The organism is Paenibacillus sp. J31P190 (assembly GCF_059692075.1).
The window spans coordinates 1-15,610 of record NZ_JCAUAS010000054.1 but is presented as its reverse complement, the minus strand read 5'-3'; the positions used below and the strand labels follow the sequence as shown (position 1 = coordinate 15,610).

Annotated in this window: 10 protein-coding genes and 2 pseudogenes; 9 read left to right on the top strand and 3 right to left on the bottom strand. The window is 47.8% G+C overall.

Translation table 11 applies throughout. The features are described from left to right. Positions 1–150 precede the first annotated feature (150 nt). Positions 151–357 (bottom strand): annotated as a pseudogene (locus AC58U0_RS36755) (sodium-independent anion transporter); the annotation flags it as partial. A gap of 67 nt (positions 358–424) precedes the next feature. Between AC58U0_RS36755 and AC58U0_RS36750 the strand changes: the two are divergent. The 8 genes and pseudogenes from AC58U0_RS36750 to AC58U0_RS36715 all read left to right on the top strand — a co-directional run bounded on the left by AC58U0_RS36750 (position 425) and on the right by AC58U0_RS36715 (position 10,192). Continuing rightward, on the top strand, positions 425–2,191 hold the full coding sequence (locus tag AC58U0_RS36750; protein WP_497383594.1) for a sensor histidine kinase: 1,767 nt from the start codon (positions 425–427) through the stop codon (positions 2,189–2,191). Further along, on the top strand, positions 2,191–3,765 hold the full coding sequence (locus AC58U0_RS36745) for a response regulator (RefSeq protein WP_497383593.1): 1,575 nt from the start codon (positions 2,191–2,193) through the stop codon (positions 3,763–3,765). The genes AC58U0_RS36750 and AC58U0_RS36745 overlap by 1 nt, the downstream gene beginning before the upstream one ends. A 69-nt stretch (positions 3,766–3,834) precedes the next feature. Then, a pseudogene (locus AC58U0_RS36740) lies at positions 3,835–3,981 on the top strand (hypothetical protein); the annotation flags it as partial. A gap of 85 nt (positions 3,982–4,066) precedes the next feature. Continuing rightward, entirely contained in the window at positions 4,067–4,201 is a 135-nt protein-coding gene (locus AC58U0_RS36735) for a hypothetical protein (RefSeq protein ID WP_497383595.1), read from the top strand. A 336-nt stretch (positions 4,202–4,537) separates the two neighbouring features. Continuing rightward, positions 4,538–5,458, top strand: coding sequence for an ABC transporter permease (locus tag AC58U0_RS36730; RefSeq protein ID WP_497383592.1), 921 nt, complete (start codon positions 4,538–4,540; stop codon positions 5,456–5,458). An 18-nt stretch (positions 5,459–5,476) separates the two neighbouring features. Then, on the top strand, positions 5,477–6,424 hold the full coding sequence (locus AC58U0_RS36725; protein WP_497383591.1) for a carbohydrate ABC transporter permease: 948 nt from the start codon (positions 5,477–5,479) through the stop codon (positions 6,422–6,424). Between the two features lie 52 nt (positions 6,425–6,476). After that, a complete protein-coding gene (locus AC58U0_RS36720) occupies positions 6,477–8,018 on the top strand; it encodes a DUF3502 domain-containing protein (protein ID WP_497383590.1) in 1,542 nt (513 codons plus the stop codon). A gap of 116 nt (positions 8,019–8,134) precedes the next feature. After that, entirely contained in the window at positions 8,135–10,192 is a 2,058-nt protein-coding gene (locus AC58U0_RS36715; RefSeq protein WP_497383589.1) for a beta-galactosidase, read from the top strand. 1,105 nt (positions 10,193–11,297) lie between these two features. On the opposite strand, the gene AC58U0_RS36710 is transcribed toward AC58U0_RS36715, so the two are convergent. Continuing rightward, complete coding sequence (locus AC58U0_RS36710; RefSeq protein WP_497383588.1) at positions 11,298–13,727, bottom strand: glycosyl hydrolase 53 family protein; 2,430 nt, start codon at positions 13,725–13,727, stop codon at positions 11,298–11,300. A gap of 246 nt (positions 13,728–13,973) precedes the next feature. Then, positions 13,974–14,102, bottom strand: a complete 129-nt coding sequence (locus AC58U0_RS36705) for a hypothetical protein (RefSeq protein WP_497383587.1) — start codon at positions 14,100–14,102, stop codon at positions 13,974–13,976. A 1,235-nt stretch (positions 14,103–15,337) separates the two neighbouring features. Between AC58U0_RS36705 and AC58U0_RS36700 the strand changes: the two genes are divergently transcribed. After that, a partial coding sequence (locus tag AC58U0_RS36700; RefSeq protein WP_497383586.1) for a sigma factor occupies positions 15,338–15,610 on the top strand: 273 nt, incomplete at its 3' end.

Sequence of the window (15,610 nt, the reverse complement as noted above, 5' to 3'; positions counted from 1 at the left end):
ACCTTCTAGATAAGCCAGGACTGCTTCTAGTTTCTCCTCGGTTGAGTATTTAGCCAAAAAAACTGCACCTCCAATTGTTAGACTGTGTCTAACAATTGGGGTGCAGTTCAGTTTGCGAGCTCCGTTTTATATTTATTTAATACGCGCGGATACTTTTTCATTTTTATCGGAACGGTCGGGCAAGACCTTTGCAGTAATTATAAGGCTGCTCATATGTTTCACAAAAATGATAAGTGACAAGACTAATCCAACTTCAACAGCGCTTGTCAGATCTGTAAATACAGTAAGAAGACAGGTAATTAGCAAAACGAATGACTCCGTAGTTTTGATTTTTAAAACGTGAGCGAACTCTTTACGTTGCAATTTGTCCCGCCAAGGTATGATATGATATCCATAATAATTCTTAAACAGAGGATGCGAAGCCATGTTCTCTTTCATCAGGCAGCGGTTCATGCCGTTTACCTACAAAATGATGTTTCCCTATTTGCTGCTGGTTCTTTTGACCGACGTTCTGATCGGTTATATTTCCTATACGATGCTGACCGAATCCCGGACGGAAATGGCTGAAACGACAATTCGCACAGGAATGGAGCAGGCCCGGAACAATATCCGCTATCAAATGGACGAAATTGAACGGATGTCGGACACGCTGTTCAGCAGCCTGCCGTTCCAGCGGGCGCTTCAGCAAAGGGGCGAACCGCTTGATATATATTTGACGATGATCGATGAGATCATACCCGAAATTACAGCACCGCTTAAGCTCTTCGGCAACCACATCCGTCTGATGCTATACACGCCTAACAGCTACCTGAACATCATAGCCGGCGACAATCCGGAAACACCGATTAAAAACAGTGACTATTATATCTTACCGTATAGTGAAATATCGGAGGCAAGCTGGTTCCAGACATCACGCCGTTCAGGGCTGGATAACATTTGGCTGCAGATTGATACGGATCAACGTCTGGGCAACATCTCCCACTTCCGCAGGCTGGTTTCCTACAGCGATTATAAGACGGATATCGGGTATGTTCGGATCACGGCTTCCCTGGAGGAGTTGTTTGGCGATTTTGCCACATTTCCCGTTGAAGAAGGAATAACGGTCAGTCTGGTGGATACGAAAACAAGCGGGATCCTGTTCCGCCGTGGACCGGTCGTACAGAAGGCGGATGTGAAGTCTTACTTGAGTCTGTCTGAGCGGATTCCGGGCACGACCTTCGAGATGGAAATTCTGGTGCCGGACGAGTATCTGACGAAGAATGCGGTCAGACTGCAGCGGATCATTCTGCTCGTGTGCTCGATCAGTTTTGTCGTAATGGCTTTAATCGGCCTGCTTGTTGCACGTCTGTCCGGGCGAAAGATGTCGAAGATTGTTAGGTTGCTACACACCTTTCAGGAAGGAAATCTGGACAAACGGCTGCGATTCTCGGGAAACGACGAATTTGTGCAAATTGCAGACGCTTTTAATATAATGGCTGAGAATATCAATATACTGATCCGCAGCGTCTATGTGGAGGGTGTCCAAAAGAAGCAGGCGGAGCTAGAGGCTCTGCAGGCGCAGATCAATCCTCACTTCCTGTACAATACGCTATCTACCATCAACAGCCTGGCGAACCTGGGGGAGATTGGCAAGGTCACGCAGATGGTTCAGGGGTTGTCACGTTTTTACCGGTTGACGCTGAATCAAGGCCAAGTTTCCATCACCCTCGAGAAGGAATTGGAGCAGGTCAGTACCTATCTGGATATTCAGCGGGTCAAATATGCCGACGCCTTCCAGGTACACCTTCAGGTAGAGCCTGAGATCAAAGCTGTGAAGGTTATCAAACTGATCCTTCAGCCCTTCGTGGAAAATATATTCAAGCATGCCTGGTTCGGGGAATCCATCACCATAGTCATTACTGGACAACGTGTGGATAATTTTATCGAATTGAAGATTATTGACAATGGAATTGGCATGCGTCAGGAGACCGTTAGCCGGCTCCTCGAAGAGGAGAGTACAACCGGAGGTTACGGCATCAAGAATGTGGACGAGCGGATCAAGCTACGATATGGAAACGAGTACGGGGTGACCATCGGAAGTATATATGGAGGGGGAACAGCGGTCAAACTGTTGATTCCTGCCGATGGGGGCATTGAGGAGGAACCCATCCTTTCTGCAGCTCTGCATGATCAGAAGGAGGGAAACACATAATGGCTATTCAAGTTTTGCTGGTTGACGATGAGGCGGTTGATCTGGAATGGATTCGCCGAAGGGTGCTTGCAAGCGAGCTGAATTTGGAAGTAGCCGGTACTGCCAAAAGCGGGTTTGCCGCATTGAAGCTCTTGGAGGAGCTACCGGTTCATATTATCTTATCCGACATACGCATGCCGATTATGAGCGGTATGGAATTCGCCAAGCGAGCTAGGGTGTTGAGGCCTGATGTCAAGATCGTGTTTATAAGCGGCCACGAGGACTTTGGCTATGCAAAGGAGGCCATTGCTGTCAGTGCCTCCGGATATTTGTTGAAGCCGGTGGAGGACAAGGATCTGTTCGACATGCTGCGCTGCCTGTGCGACAAGATCGAGATGGAGAAGGAGCAGGACCGTTCTATCGCGGAGGCGCTGTCACTTGTTCAGGAGGAGCTCTTGATCCGCTGGTTCAATGAGGATGAACCCGAACAGGCAGGTAGTCATCTGCGCAGGGCCTTGGACCCGCTGCTGCTGACGGGGGGCTCGACTGTCGCCATTATTGAAATCGATGATCTGGAGCGGAAGCTTAGAGATCTGGATGAGGAGACGCGCCGGAGTGAAGTACGCCGGATTACGGGGTTAATCTGTGCTGCAACTGCTGAGGCGAAGCTTGGTACGATCATTCCGCTTCGGCACACCCGCTTCGTTGTTCTGGGGACGTCCACCAGGCAACACTTTGCGGATGAGCTGGAGCAGTTGATTCGCACGGTTACCAGCCGTTCTTCTTACACCGTGACGGTGGGTCTTGGATGTTATGCGGAAGACGAGGCCGGCTTACATGAGTCGTACAGGCAGGCATTGGAAGCGCTAAGCACCAAATGGCTTCTCGGCAAAAACCGGCTGATTGAGGATACCGACGGCTCGTACTCCGAAGGTATCCCCGGGACCCGAATTAACGAGGCGACCGAGCGTCTGCTGCAGGCGATCATGGAATACGACCTTGTTGCCATAGACGATGTCCTACTGGAGTTGTTCCAGAAGGATACGAGTATGGTGGGCAAAAAAAATGTGTACGAGCTGATCGTACGCTTGGCCTCCAGCCTGCATGCGAATCTGCAACAGCAGAATGAGAATTTGTATGAGCTGCTGGAATGGGAGAGCCTTAACCCGGACATGCTGTTTGAATTTGAGACCCTTCACGAGATTATGTCCTGGCTGCGGCGCAGATTCTTTGAGCTGTCCGAGCTCTTGTATATCAAGCATCAGAGACAGAAGCGCAAGAGGATCGAAGAGATCATGCAGTATGTCCAAGCCCATCTGGAGCAGAAAATCACGCTGAAGGAAGTAGCGGCCCATTATAATTTTACCCCAAACTACTTGGGTTATTTGTTTAAGGAAGAGACGGGAACCCACTTCAGCGATTACTTGAATGCCCGAAAAACGGAGCGAGTATGTGAGCTGCTGCAGGACCCCGGTATGAAGATCTACGAGATCGCCGAGCGGATGGGCTACAAGAATATCATTTACTTTAACCGTCAGTTCAAGCTAAGCACGGGCATGACGCCCGGAGAATACCGGAAGAAGCATAAGATATAGTCCTGAAAGGGCCGCAGGTCACACTGACCTCCGGCCCTTTCAGATGCGCCACGCATGGCGATTAACTAGGTGGTGAAAGTCCGCTGTGGGGGTGCGGGTAACGCCTCGGAGACCGGGGCAGAGTCTGAAGGGCTTGAGGAGAAGCGTCACCCCTGTGTCATTATTTGGAGCTTGGAAAATGAAGAGGTCATTGAAGGCACGATTACGAGGACGCGGATTCAAAAAACTCTTGCGGACACCGTAAGACGGATGGACCCGACCCGCCCGACGCTTGCGACTATGAATCACGGGTGGAACGAAAATGGCTTTAGCGATGTGGTTGATATTGTCGGCTACAACTACGCCATCGGGAAGGTCTGGATGTGCAGGATCATCAGCGGTATCCGGACCGGATTTCGGAGAACAGCTTGTGGAGCGTACGGAGCATCTGACCTAGCAAGTATCCTTCGAGCCTGGCGAACTGAAGGCAATCGGCAAGTGCAGTGGCTTGCCGGTTGCCTTCAAAACTGTGATTACCGCCGGTCCTCCGGCCCGGATTGCCCTGTACCCCGACCGGCAGTCAGTATGACAAACATAAAACGATTACGCGAATGATTATATGTGAAAGGCCCATGTATCCGCATGGGTCTGATTTATTTTTCCCTGCTGAAGCAGGTAATACATATTCAACAACGATCGGTGAAAAAGTATTAGTTTTTGTTGTTTGCCTGAATCCCTTTGAGACATGCCTTCCCCTATAATAAAGCCATAGAGAAAGGGAAGGAGAGTTAAGATGAACCTACAAGGATTTTGGGGAGATGTGAAGAAGCACAGGACACTTCTCATCATGCTGGCACCCGCTATATTGTTTTTCCTGCTGTTCGCTTATGTGCCTATGGCTGGAATCATCTTGGCATTCAAGCAATTTAACTATAATGGCGGGGTTTTCGGAAGTCCCTGGAATGGGTTGGACAACTTCCGGTTCTTCTTTGAATCCGGAGATGCTTGGCGTGTAACGCGCAATACGGCGCTGTACAATATCGCTTTTATTATCGTCAACAACGGGCTTCAGATATTCGCAGCGATCCTGCTGTTCGAGGTAGCCGGCAAGTGGTTCCGCAAATTCGCCCAGACAATCATGTTCCTGCCTTACTTCATTTCCTGGGTCGTGGTCGGCGCGATAGCGTACAATCTGTTCAATTTCGATGTCGGCACGTTCAATGTTCTGTTGAAGACTCTGGGGATGAAGCCGGTGGATGTTTACAACACGGCGGCCTATTGGCCAGTGATTCTGGTCGTGGTTTCGGCATGGAAGGCGCTTGGGTACGGCACGATAATGTATCTGGCGGCTATTACCAGTATCGACACCGAAATGTATGAGGCGGCTGAGATCGACGGCGCGAACATCTTCCAGCGTATTATCAAAATTACGTTGCCGAATCTGATGCCGACAGTCATCATCCTGATGCTTCTGGCTGTAGGAAATATTTTCCGTGGGGATTTCGGTATGTTCTACAATATGGTCGGCAATAACGGCCTGCTGTTCTCGGCTACAGATGTGATTGATACCTTCGTATTCCGCGCGCTCACCACATCGAATGAAATCAACATGTCCGCCGCTGCCGGCTTCTACCAATCGCTGCTTGGTTTTGCTACGATCATGTTTGCCAACTATGTGGTGCGCAGATACGATAAAGACCGTGCGCTATTCTAAGGAAAGGAAGGTAACGTCATGAGTTCAACTCTTGCCAATGTAAACAAAAGGAACCCAGCAGGGACACTGTCGAGCAAAAATCGAAAAGTCAGAAGCGACAAGCTGCTGCTCTCGATCATCGGCTATACGTCATTGACGATTTTCTCCTTGTTCTGTATATTTCCGTTCATTCTGGTAATCTCCTCCTCTCTGACGGAGGAGAACATAATCATTAAGGAAGGCTTCCAGCTCATTCCGACCAGCTTCTCAATTGAAGCGTACAGTATTCTGTTCAAATATCCGGATAATATGCTCAAGGCGTATGGTGTTACGATTACTGTGACAGCCATCGGCACAGCTGTCGGGTTATTCCTGACAGCAATGACAGCCTATGTACTGGCCCGCAAGGATTTCAAGTGGCGTAATCAATTCTCGTTCTATTTCTTCTTCACAACCTTGTTCAACGGTGGTCTTGTACCGTGGTATCTCTTGATGGTCAATTTTCTTCATCTGAAGGATACGCTGTTAGTGCTCATACTGCCCCTATTGTTGAATGTGTTCTACATTATCGTCATGAAATCATTCATGAGCAGCATTCCCGAAGCAATCACCGAATCGGCCAAGATAGATGGCGCCGGTGACTTCCTGATCTTCCGAAAGCTGATCCTGCCGTTATCCAAGCCGGCGCTGGCTACCATCGGATTGTTCATTGCCCTCGGTTACTGGAACGATTGGTACAACGCGCTTCTCTATATATCGAAACCCGACCTGATGCCACTGCAGTACTATCTTTACCGATTGCTGGGCAACATGGACGGTATGCGCAAGGCTATGATGGAATCCGGAGTGGTGGTCAGCTCTGACCTGCCGACCGAGAGTCTGAAGATGGCGATGACAATTGTAGCGACAGGCCCGATTCTGCTGGCTTATCCGTTCATTCAACGTTATTTTGTGCAAGGCTTGACGATAGGCGCAGTAAAGGGATGACAATCAGGCAAACTGATCATCATATAATACTCTTATTTAGGGGGACACGGTCATGAAACAAAGAAGAAAATCCGCAATTGTTCTACTCTCAGCCATGCTCATAACAACGGGGTTGCTCACTGCCTGCGGCGGTAACAAGGCCGGAGATAACAGCGCTTCAAGCAGTCCGGCAGGGCAAGTCTCCACGGAGAAGGAAGTGACCCTCAAGATGCTGCTTCTCGGTGGCAAGCCTGTTGATTCTGATGCCGTATTCGGTGAGCTGAATAAGCAGCTGAAGGAGAAAATCAATGCCAAGGTACAGGTGGAATTCCTCGATTGGTCCGACTGGACTCAGAAATATCCATTGAAATTCGCAGCGAACGAGGAGTTCGACATTGCTTATACGGCTAACTGGGCTTTCTACAACGACCAGGCTGTCAAGGGCGGCTTCCTGGAGCTGACAGAGGAGATGCTGAAGAAGTACACACCGAAAACATGGGAAGCGATGCCAAAATCGTCCTGGGATCAAGCGAAGGTCGGCGGCAAGCTGTATATGGTGCCTCAGAACAATAACGAAATCGTGGATAAGCTTGTATTGATCCGTGAAGATCTACGCAAGAAATACAATCTTCAGCCGGTCAACAGTCCTGAGACATATGCTGCTTATGTGAAGGCGATTGCTGCCAACGAGAAGGGCATCAGCGGCTTCGGCGCCAAACCGGCCGATGGCTATAAGTGGCACGAACTTGATCGTATCCTGCTCGAGCAGCAAAACAACTGGAAGATTATTGATCCTAACATTCCTTTAGCTGTCAAGGTAGACGATCCGAAGGGCAAAGTGTTCAATGTATATGATACTCCGGAATTTAAAGAGTTGCTGAAGTATTATAAGGATCTGGCTGACAGCGGTGGCTGGTCCAAGAATATCGTCAGCAATAAGAATGACGTATGGCAGGATCTGAAGGCGGGCAAGGTTGCTTCTTACGCCCATAACCTGGGGACGGTTGCATTCAACATTGCAGAAGCCCGTCGTGACAAGCCGGAGTATGAAATGAAGTTCGCAGACCTGACGCCGGATAAATACAAGACAAGCGCAATCTCCACTCAAAATGGTCTGGCCATTCATGCAAGCTCCAAGAACGTGGAGCGTTCACTGAGGCTGATCGACCTGCTTCAGAATGATAAGGCCATCCATGACTTGACCATGTACGGCATCACAGGCAAGCATTACGAGCCGGTAGGCGACAAGCAATTCAAGCCGGGCCCGAATGCCACCAGTTATACAGGCTTCTCGAACTGGGGCTGGAACTCCTTGCTGAACAGAACTGATACATCCTATCCGAAGGAAGCGGATGATCAGAATGCCATCTGGCTGAAGAAGGTGTACCATTACCCGCTGGAAACCTATGTATTCGCTGACACGAAGATGAAGAATCAGACGGCCAACGTCGGCAACGTCATGCTGCGCTATGCGATTCCGTTGGAATACGGTCTGATCAACGATCTGGATAAAGGTCAAGCGGACTTGATCAAGCAGGTGAAGGCTGCAGGCCTCGATGAGATCCAGGCCGAAATACAAAGCCAAATCGACGCATTCCTGGCTGCCAATAAATAAAGTCTTCTCAAGATAAAAGATAGCTGTTCCCGTGGAGCATGCCACTTCCGGGAACAGCTTTTTCATTTAACAAAGTGAAATAAGTGAATATGACGATTATTAAAGGAGCGATATACATGACAACGAAACACTTTCCGATAAGCAGCAAACTGCCTGTTTTGATGCACGGCGCAGACTACAATCCCGATCAATGGCTACATGATCCGAAGGTGCTGGAGGAAGATATCCGGCTGATGAAGCTGGCCGGTTGCAACGTGATGGCAATCGGCATTTTCTCATGGGCTTCGCTGGAACCTCAGGAAGGCGTCTTTACATTTGAATGGATGGATCAGGTGCTAGACCGCTTTGCGCAGAACGGGATATATGCCTGGCTTGCTACGCCAAGCGGCGCCCGGCCCGCCTGGATGTCTGCCAAGTATCCCGAAGTGCTGCGCATAGAGGCGAACCGTGTCCGCAACCTGCACGGGATGCGTCATAACCACTGTTACACCTCACCCGTATACCGGGAGAAGACCGCCATCATAAACGGCAAGCTGGCCGAGCGTTACGCCAAACATCCTGTCGTCATCGGCTGGCATATCTCCAATGAATTCGGCGGCGACTGCCACTGCGGCTACTGTCAGGAGGTTTTCCGGGGATGGCTAAAGAAGAAGTACGGGACCTTGGGGGCGCTGAATGCGGCTTGGTGGACAACCTTCTGGGCCCACACATACACGGACTGGTCTCAGGTGGAATCCCCGGCACCTCACGGAGAGAACGCAGTTCACGGACAGAATCTGGATTGGCGGCGGTTCGTAACGGATCAAACTATCGATTTCTGCCGGCATGAGATTGAATCGGTGAAGGGGGCAAATCCGGATTTGCCTGCCACCACGAATATGCATATGATCGATGGCCTGGATTACCGCAAGTTTGCCGATGTGCTGGATGTGATATCCTGGGATGCGTACCCAACCTGGCATGAAGGGAAGGACGACATCAAGCTTGGCGCTTCCGTGGCGTTCTATCACGACTTGTACCGCTCGATCCTGAAGAAGCCGTTCCTGCTCATGGAAAGTACCCCGAGCCTAACGAACTGGCAGCCTGTCAGCAAGCTGAAGCAGCCCGGCATGCATCGTCTGTCCTCGCTGCAGGCAGTCGCCCACGGTTCGGATTCGGTGCAGTATTTCCAGTGGCGCAAGAGCCGGGGCTCCAGCGAGAAGTTCCATGGCGCTGTAGTGGACCATGCGGGACACGAGCACACCCGCGTCTTCCGGGATGTGGCGGAGCTGGGCCAATCGTTGGCAGATATCTCAGAGGTAACAGGGACATCGAGTCCGGCGGAAACGGCGATCTTATTCGACTGGGATAACCGTTGGGCCGTAAAGGATTCGCGGGGCCCCCGTAATATGGGTATCCATTACGAACAGACAGTTATGGCTCATTATCGGGCCTTCTGGGAGCAGGGAGTGCTGACGGACGTTATCGGCAGTGAAGACGATTTTTCGGGGTATAAAGTGATTGTTGCGCCTATGCTGTACCTATGCCGTGAAGAGACCGGAATGAAGCTGGAGCAATTTGTCGAAAACGGCGGAACCCTGGTGGCTACCTATTGGTCGGGCGTTGTAGACGAGCATGACCTGTGCCATCTGGGAGGCTTCCCAGGACCGCTACGCAAAACGCTGGGCATCTGGGCCGAGGAGATCGAAGGCTTGTATGATGAGGACTGGAACGGACTGGCGATGTCCCCTGACAACGCGCTTGGACTTTACGGAACTTTTGAGGCACACGAAATCTGCGAGCTGATCCATACGGAGAACGCCGAGGTACTGGGGTTCTACACGGAAAGCTTCTATGCGGGCCGTCCCGCATTGACGGTTAACAAGCTGGGCAAGGGACGGGCGTATTATATGGCCACCCGGCTGAAGGATGATTTCCTCTCCGCCTTCTACAAGAGGATCGTAAGCGAAGCGGGAGTGACCCGTGTACTGGACACGGACCTGCCGGCAGGTGTTACGGCCCAACTGCGGACTGATGGCGAATCAGACTATGTGTTCGTGATGAACTTCAGCGGGGAAGCACGGCAGGTGAAACTGGATGGACGGGGCTATATCGACCTGGAGAGCAAGGAATCCACAGGAGATACGATAAGTCTGCCGGTCAACGGCTTCGCTGTGCTGAAGCGTAAAGCATAAAGTGAAGTGCCATAAATCTGTCCTGATAAACTCATCATTTATTCTCATTGTGCCTTATGTAGACACGGGCGGCGTAGCTTCCTGCACCGGCCGTTTCAACTCTTCCAGTAAAGGAGTTCTGGTCAGGGTAATACAAGATACATGCGGATATCGCACCAAAAGTGATCCGTCCTTCTTCTCTGCGGCTGGGCGGGGCAATCCGGAGGAAGACCGGATCGGTTCAGCAATTATTATATAGAGAGATGAACAGGCAGCTTTACTTTGGCATATGCAGCGAATATTACGCAGATGGTTCAAGGATTTAGGCTCGTTTATGCTCTACGAAAAGTTCTCAAAAAAATTGTTATAGGAGAGAGCGGAGTTGTGAATGTACACGAGTAAATACTAAATAGGGAAATTGAATCATTACGAATGCGACTTCATTAAGTCAAAGGCTAGATATTTTAATCTCGAGGGCTCAGGAAATAAAACGATCATGTAATCAAAGGTAATTAAGGATGAACAGGCACTGGACGCATGCTGCCTTGGTCCCCGACGTTGCCAACCGAGATGCGCGTGCATTCCTCCACGACATAAACCAGTTTTGCCTTGGCAAACCGCCCCGATTCACCACAGAATGGGGCTATTTCCCGTACCTTCCGAAGATGACCCTATTTTCTCATAGATACTCCCGCACTGCTAGGTGTTCCGTATTTGTCGCTTATTTGCAAAATGCAACCCAAATCTCTTTTACCACTGGCAGATAGGATTACCCGCGATTGGATAACAAGAGCAGCCGAATGAAGGGAGAACTTCACGTTCGATTCTGTGAGAGACTGGGGTGAAATTCCTCCGATCTACTCATCTGTTGAGAGCGAGTCTGACGGGGCGTAAAAAAGCCCGCTCCCATGGCAAATTTCTTTGCCGTGAAGCGGGTTTTGGGACTGTCGGCTTTATCCAGCCGCCAAATAGCCAACGGCATCGCTATACCATTTTTCCGAGGTCGTCATTGGAATACAGGCATGCTAATCCTGAGGTTTCTCCGTAGAATTCTGTAATTTCAGCTTTCGGAATTTCTATAGTAACAAACATTCATCTGCTGCAGTATCAATCTTGATATCGATCACTACTTTTTACCCGGCGGCTTCGGATTCTTTGGCGTCAGAACAAAATCGTCATAAGAACCCCAGTCACCAGGCTCCGCATCCAGATAAACCCCTATTTTCAGCGTTCCGTCAGTGACCTTAATATTTTCAATGGTTGCTTTGTTCCATACATTCCAACCCTCATTTGCAAAGCTGGAAGTTAATGTGATCTGTTTTTTACCGCTTACTGCGTACAACTGATTCTTCATTTCTTTGCCAGCGCCTTGCGACCAAGCCGACAAAGTGTAAGTTCCATTCGGCAAGCCGGTAATCGTTTGAAATGCTTCAAATGTATAAGTAGTTTCCTTCCAATATCCAAGTGACTTTGTACCTGTATAGGCGGAATTCGTTGTTAAAGGCGAAGAATCAGGAATGGTCCAACCTTCGGGAGTACCATCTCCGTTGATTTTTTCAAAGCCGGAGTTCATTACTGGGTTCGGGTCCACAGTGAAATGAATGGTATACGTTCTTGTGCCCTCTCCCGCTACAACAACCGTTGCTTTGCCAGGCAAAGCAGTTGCTTGCGTAACCACTGCCACTCCGCCTCCTACTGTTGTTGCCGAAACTGAAGGCATGGTAGTCGTACCATACGGCAGAACCAAATCATAGTCCTGAATGGTTGGATTAAAGCCCGGAACCATAACACCATTCACTTTTAAATCTGCCAATTGAGTATTATCTTTCTTGATCAGTTGGAAATCGTCAATGTTTCCCCACTGCCCACCGGAAAGTTTATAATGGGCACCTACGGTTAGCGTTCCATCCGTAACTTTAATATTATCTAGTGTTGGCTTACTCCATTGTCTCCAGCCAGTATTGGTAAAGCTCTGAGTTGCACTGCCGGCAGAAATTTCCGAAACTTCTTCGCCGCCTCCACCGGAGACCCAAGCCGATAATGTATATGTTCCATTTTCCAGCCCCGTGATGGTTTGAGAAACATTGAATTCCGCAGGATTCGTACTATAGTAGTGTAATGTCAATGAACCGGAGTGTGCGTCAATATCTGTGCTAACCGCACTTGTATCCCCTGTAATGGTCCACGAATTCAAACCGTCCTCAAAACCATGATTCTGAATCAAACTTGTACTAGGGACTACGGTAACTTCAGAAGAGTCTGTATAGCCGCCGTTATATGTCACTACTGATATTGTTGCAGTTCCAACTGAAAGTCCAGAAATAATACCACTATAAGGATCTACTTTTACAACTTCCGGATGAGAACTTGTAAATGTAACTCCTTTATAGGTTGCATTCGCAGGATTGATGATTGCCGATAACTTATCCGTTCCACCAACTTCAATAATAGCCGTGTGCTTATCTAGAGCTACAGATACAACGGGATTCCGGTTGATTTCGGCAGCACCATCAATGAATGCATCCATAGCGAATGTCGGTGTGCCATTATCGTTCCATGCAGATAACGGATATCCGCTCCAGCTTTTCGCTCCTTCAGGTTCCCAGTAAAAGATACCAGTTCCCAGATTGTTTGAAACTGCTTTCAGTTTTTTTTGAACGGCTACAAGCATGTTGTAGACGCTATCGACATCGTAGGAACAGTCTCCGCCGACTTCAACAATCATAACTTCCTTCCCATATTTCGTTGCCAGTTTGTATAAATTCTCACCTAAAGCATCAATTGTGGAAGTATAGACTGAATCCGGATAATAGGACAAGCCTATAATATCGTAATCGCTAGCTTTGAGACCGGCAGCTACGAGACCGGCATAATACGGATCAACGCCCGCCTCAGCCCCACTTGATCTATGGATGATAACCTTGATGTCTGGAAAAACCGATTTGGCTGCAGCCGAGCCGGCTTGAATGAGTTGAACGAGATTGGAAGTATTGCTATAGTTTCCTAACGGCCACATCATTCCAGAATTGATTTCATTTCCTATTTGTACCCACTCCGGTGTTACTCCTGCCTCTTTTAAAGCATTCATCACTCCAGCAGTGTATTCCGATACATGGGCTTTCAGTTGATTTATATCATCATTGGCCCATGCTGCAGGTGTTACCTGTTTTCCCGGATCAGCCCAACTATCACTGTAGTGTAAATCAATCATAATCCGAAAACCGAAAGCGCTTGCGCGAGTTGCTAAAGCAACTACTTCTTCCGTACTGTTATGACCATTGGTAGGGTCATCTGAGGGATTAACCCATGCCCTTATTCTTATGGAATCAATTCCATGATCCTTTAAGATCTGTAGAAGATCCTGCTCTTCACCATTATCGTTATAAAATTTGTAACCGGAAGCTTCCATTTGCGGCAGCCAACCGATATCCGCGCCTTTGGCGAATGAGTCAGGAGCAGATGAAGCTTCTGCCTTAGTGGTTATACCGAATGATGTCATGGATAGAATCATTGCAAATGTTAGAATTAGTGCAAAAAATCTGTTTCTTTTTTTCATATTACAGCCTCCATAATTAATTTCGTAAAACTTGGATCCTTTCTCTCTCAGTTACTCTAAGCGCTTTCACAAATATTTTAACCTCATCTTATAGATATTGTTTGCAGTGTTGTTGCTTCCGCATGCGCTTATTACTGTTGTAAACACAAGCATTAAGGCGAATAATAGTATGATTGTTTTTTGTTCTGAATGATGGATAATTCCCCCTTAAAATAATTTTTATATGATAACCAGGTTGCCCTGAGGTCATCCTTTCACAGCGTCAATCTTTAATCCTAGTACGAAATACCGTTGAATGAACGGGTACGCGAGCAGAATCGGACCGATAGCGACAATCGTCATTGCCATCTTCAAGCTTTTGGTCGGGATATTCATCGTTACGACTGCTCAACAGCTGATCATAGCTTTGCGCATGTCGTCCATATTGCCAAGCATTTTATACAAATAGTATTGAAGCGGCATCAAGTTACGCTACTGATAAACAACAGCGCGTTATACCAAACGTTCCAGTAAGCTAGGGCGATGAACAAGCCGATCGTAGTAAATGTTGGCTTAGACAATGGGAGCATTTGCTGGATGGAAATCTGGAAATTGCCACCGTTTTCCACGATTGTGCACTAGCAGCAGCGTTTTGCTTTTACACGTACGTCGCCCCAAAATCCGTGACGGTTCATTTGTACTATCCTGTCGTAACTCTTTGTTGTACTCATTATATAAAGAATTCGAGAGTGCGATAATAAAGCCAAACAACTAAAAGTAATACATAATCTACGATTTGAAATAAAGAGGATTAGATTTGGACACCTCCCCTTTATCATGATGTGGGAAGTTATTTCATGACGCTAATCGGTAGAACGCTCTGGCAGACGAAGTTTCGGAGAGAATAATGCAACGATATAGGCTGTACATACGTCAAATATGTGATGAAACGGTTTGCATGCATGATACTAATAAAGATAACGATCGGGTTATTGTTAGTATCATCAGGGTATTGGTAATGATCTTGGTTATTAATTAACTTCTGACAATGATGTACTTGAAAGAAAAGATAATATGCTTCAGCCTTTCAATAAGGTGGATGTAGATCGCTTAAATGAGAAGGTATAATGTCAAAAAAATAGGAAAGGCGATTATCTCATGCTCATTTTTATGCGACTGAAAGAGAAGGGTATTTTGAGAAATTTATTTTAAACCCTTGAGTTTGCTGGCTACTTGCACTTCAAAACTTTATTGTCTCCTAACAAAAAAATACTTTCTGTATCTAATGGCCCGGTTCCATTGTGCTTGTAGATGGTGGCTTAACATTGTAAGTATTGGAATATAAGGGCTTGTTTCAAGGTTAGTCGCCGAAAAGTATTAGATTTAATTTCTAAGGGACCTGGACAATATTGTCCGGGTTTTCGTTTTTAATTGAATGGAGACTTTGGTTCGTACATTACTTATCCTGAAAAATGAGGAATTTCATGATATTTGACTCGTAAAGCGCTATCGAAGTGTGAAAGATATTTTAAACCTACCAACTGAGCCAAGCTACACTAAGAAATTGAATCACAAATGTCTTGTATTGTATCAAAATCCCACTAGTTTAACCTTCTTTATGAAAAGGCACTGTGTATTATTTTGAATTTACGTTGCTTCGTGTCCACAACCTCAAAAAATTCGACAATACAGGGGAAGATCTCGAGGATTTGATCTCGATCGGGACGATCGGATTGATCAAAGCCATCGAATCGTTCTCGCCGAACAAAGGGACCAAGCTCGCGACGTTCGCCGCTCGCTGTATCGAGAACGAGATTCTGATGCATCTCCGCTCGCTGAAGAAAACACGGAAAGATGTGTCCTTGCATGATCCCATCGGAACGGACAAAGAGGGGAATGAGATT

Bases quoted from the DNA above. Each gene is read 5' to 3' on its own strand.
- AC58U0_RS36750 (WP_497383594.1), top strand. From the start codon at position 425: ATGTTCTCTTTCATCAGGCAGCGGTTCATGCCGTTTACCTACAAAATG.
- AC58U0_RS36745 (WP_497383593.1), top strand. From the start codon at position 2,191: ATGGCTATTCAAGTTTTGCTGGTTGACGATGAGGCGGTTGATCTGGAA.
- AC58U0_RS36735 (WP_497383595.1), top strand. From the start codon at position 4,067: ATGGCTTTAGCGATGTGGTTGATATTGTCGGCTACAACTACGCCATCG.
- AC58U0_RS36730 (WP_497383592.1), top strand. From the start codon at position 4,538: ATGAACCTACAAGGATTTTGGGGAGATGTGAAGAAGCACAGGACACTT.
- AC58U0_RS36725 (WP_497383591.1), top strand. From the start codon at position 5,477: ATGAGTTCAACTCTTGCCAATGTAAACAAAAGGAACCCAGCAGGGACA.
- AC58U0_RS36720 (WP_497383590.1), top strand. From the start codon at position 6,477: ATGAAACAAAGAAGAAAATCCGCAATTGTTCTACTCTCAGCCATGCTC.
- AC58U0_RS36715 (WP_497383589.1), top strand. From the start codon at position 8,135: ATGACAACGAAACACTTTCCGATAAGCAGCAAACTGCCTGTTTTGATG.
- AC58U0_RS36710 (WP_497383588.1), bottom strand. From the start codon at position 13,727: ATGAAAAAAAGAAACAGATTTTTTGCACTAATTCTAACATTTGCAATG.
- AC58U0_RS36705 (WP_497383587.1), bottom strand. From the start codon at position 14,102: ATGAATATCCCGACCAAAAGCTTGAAGATGGCAATGACGATTGTCGCT.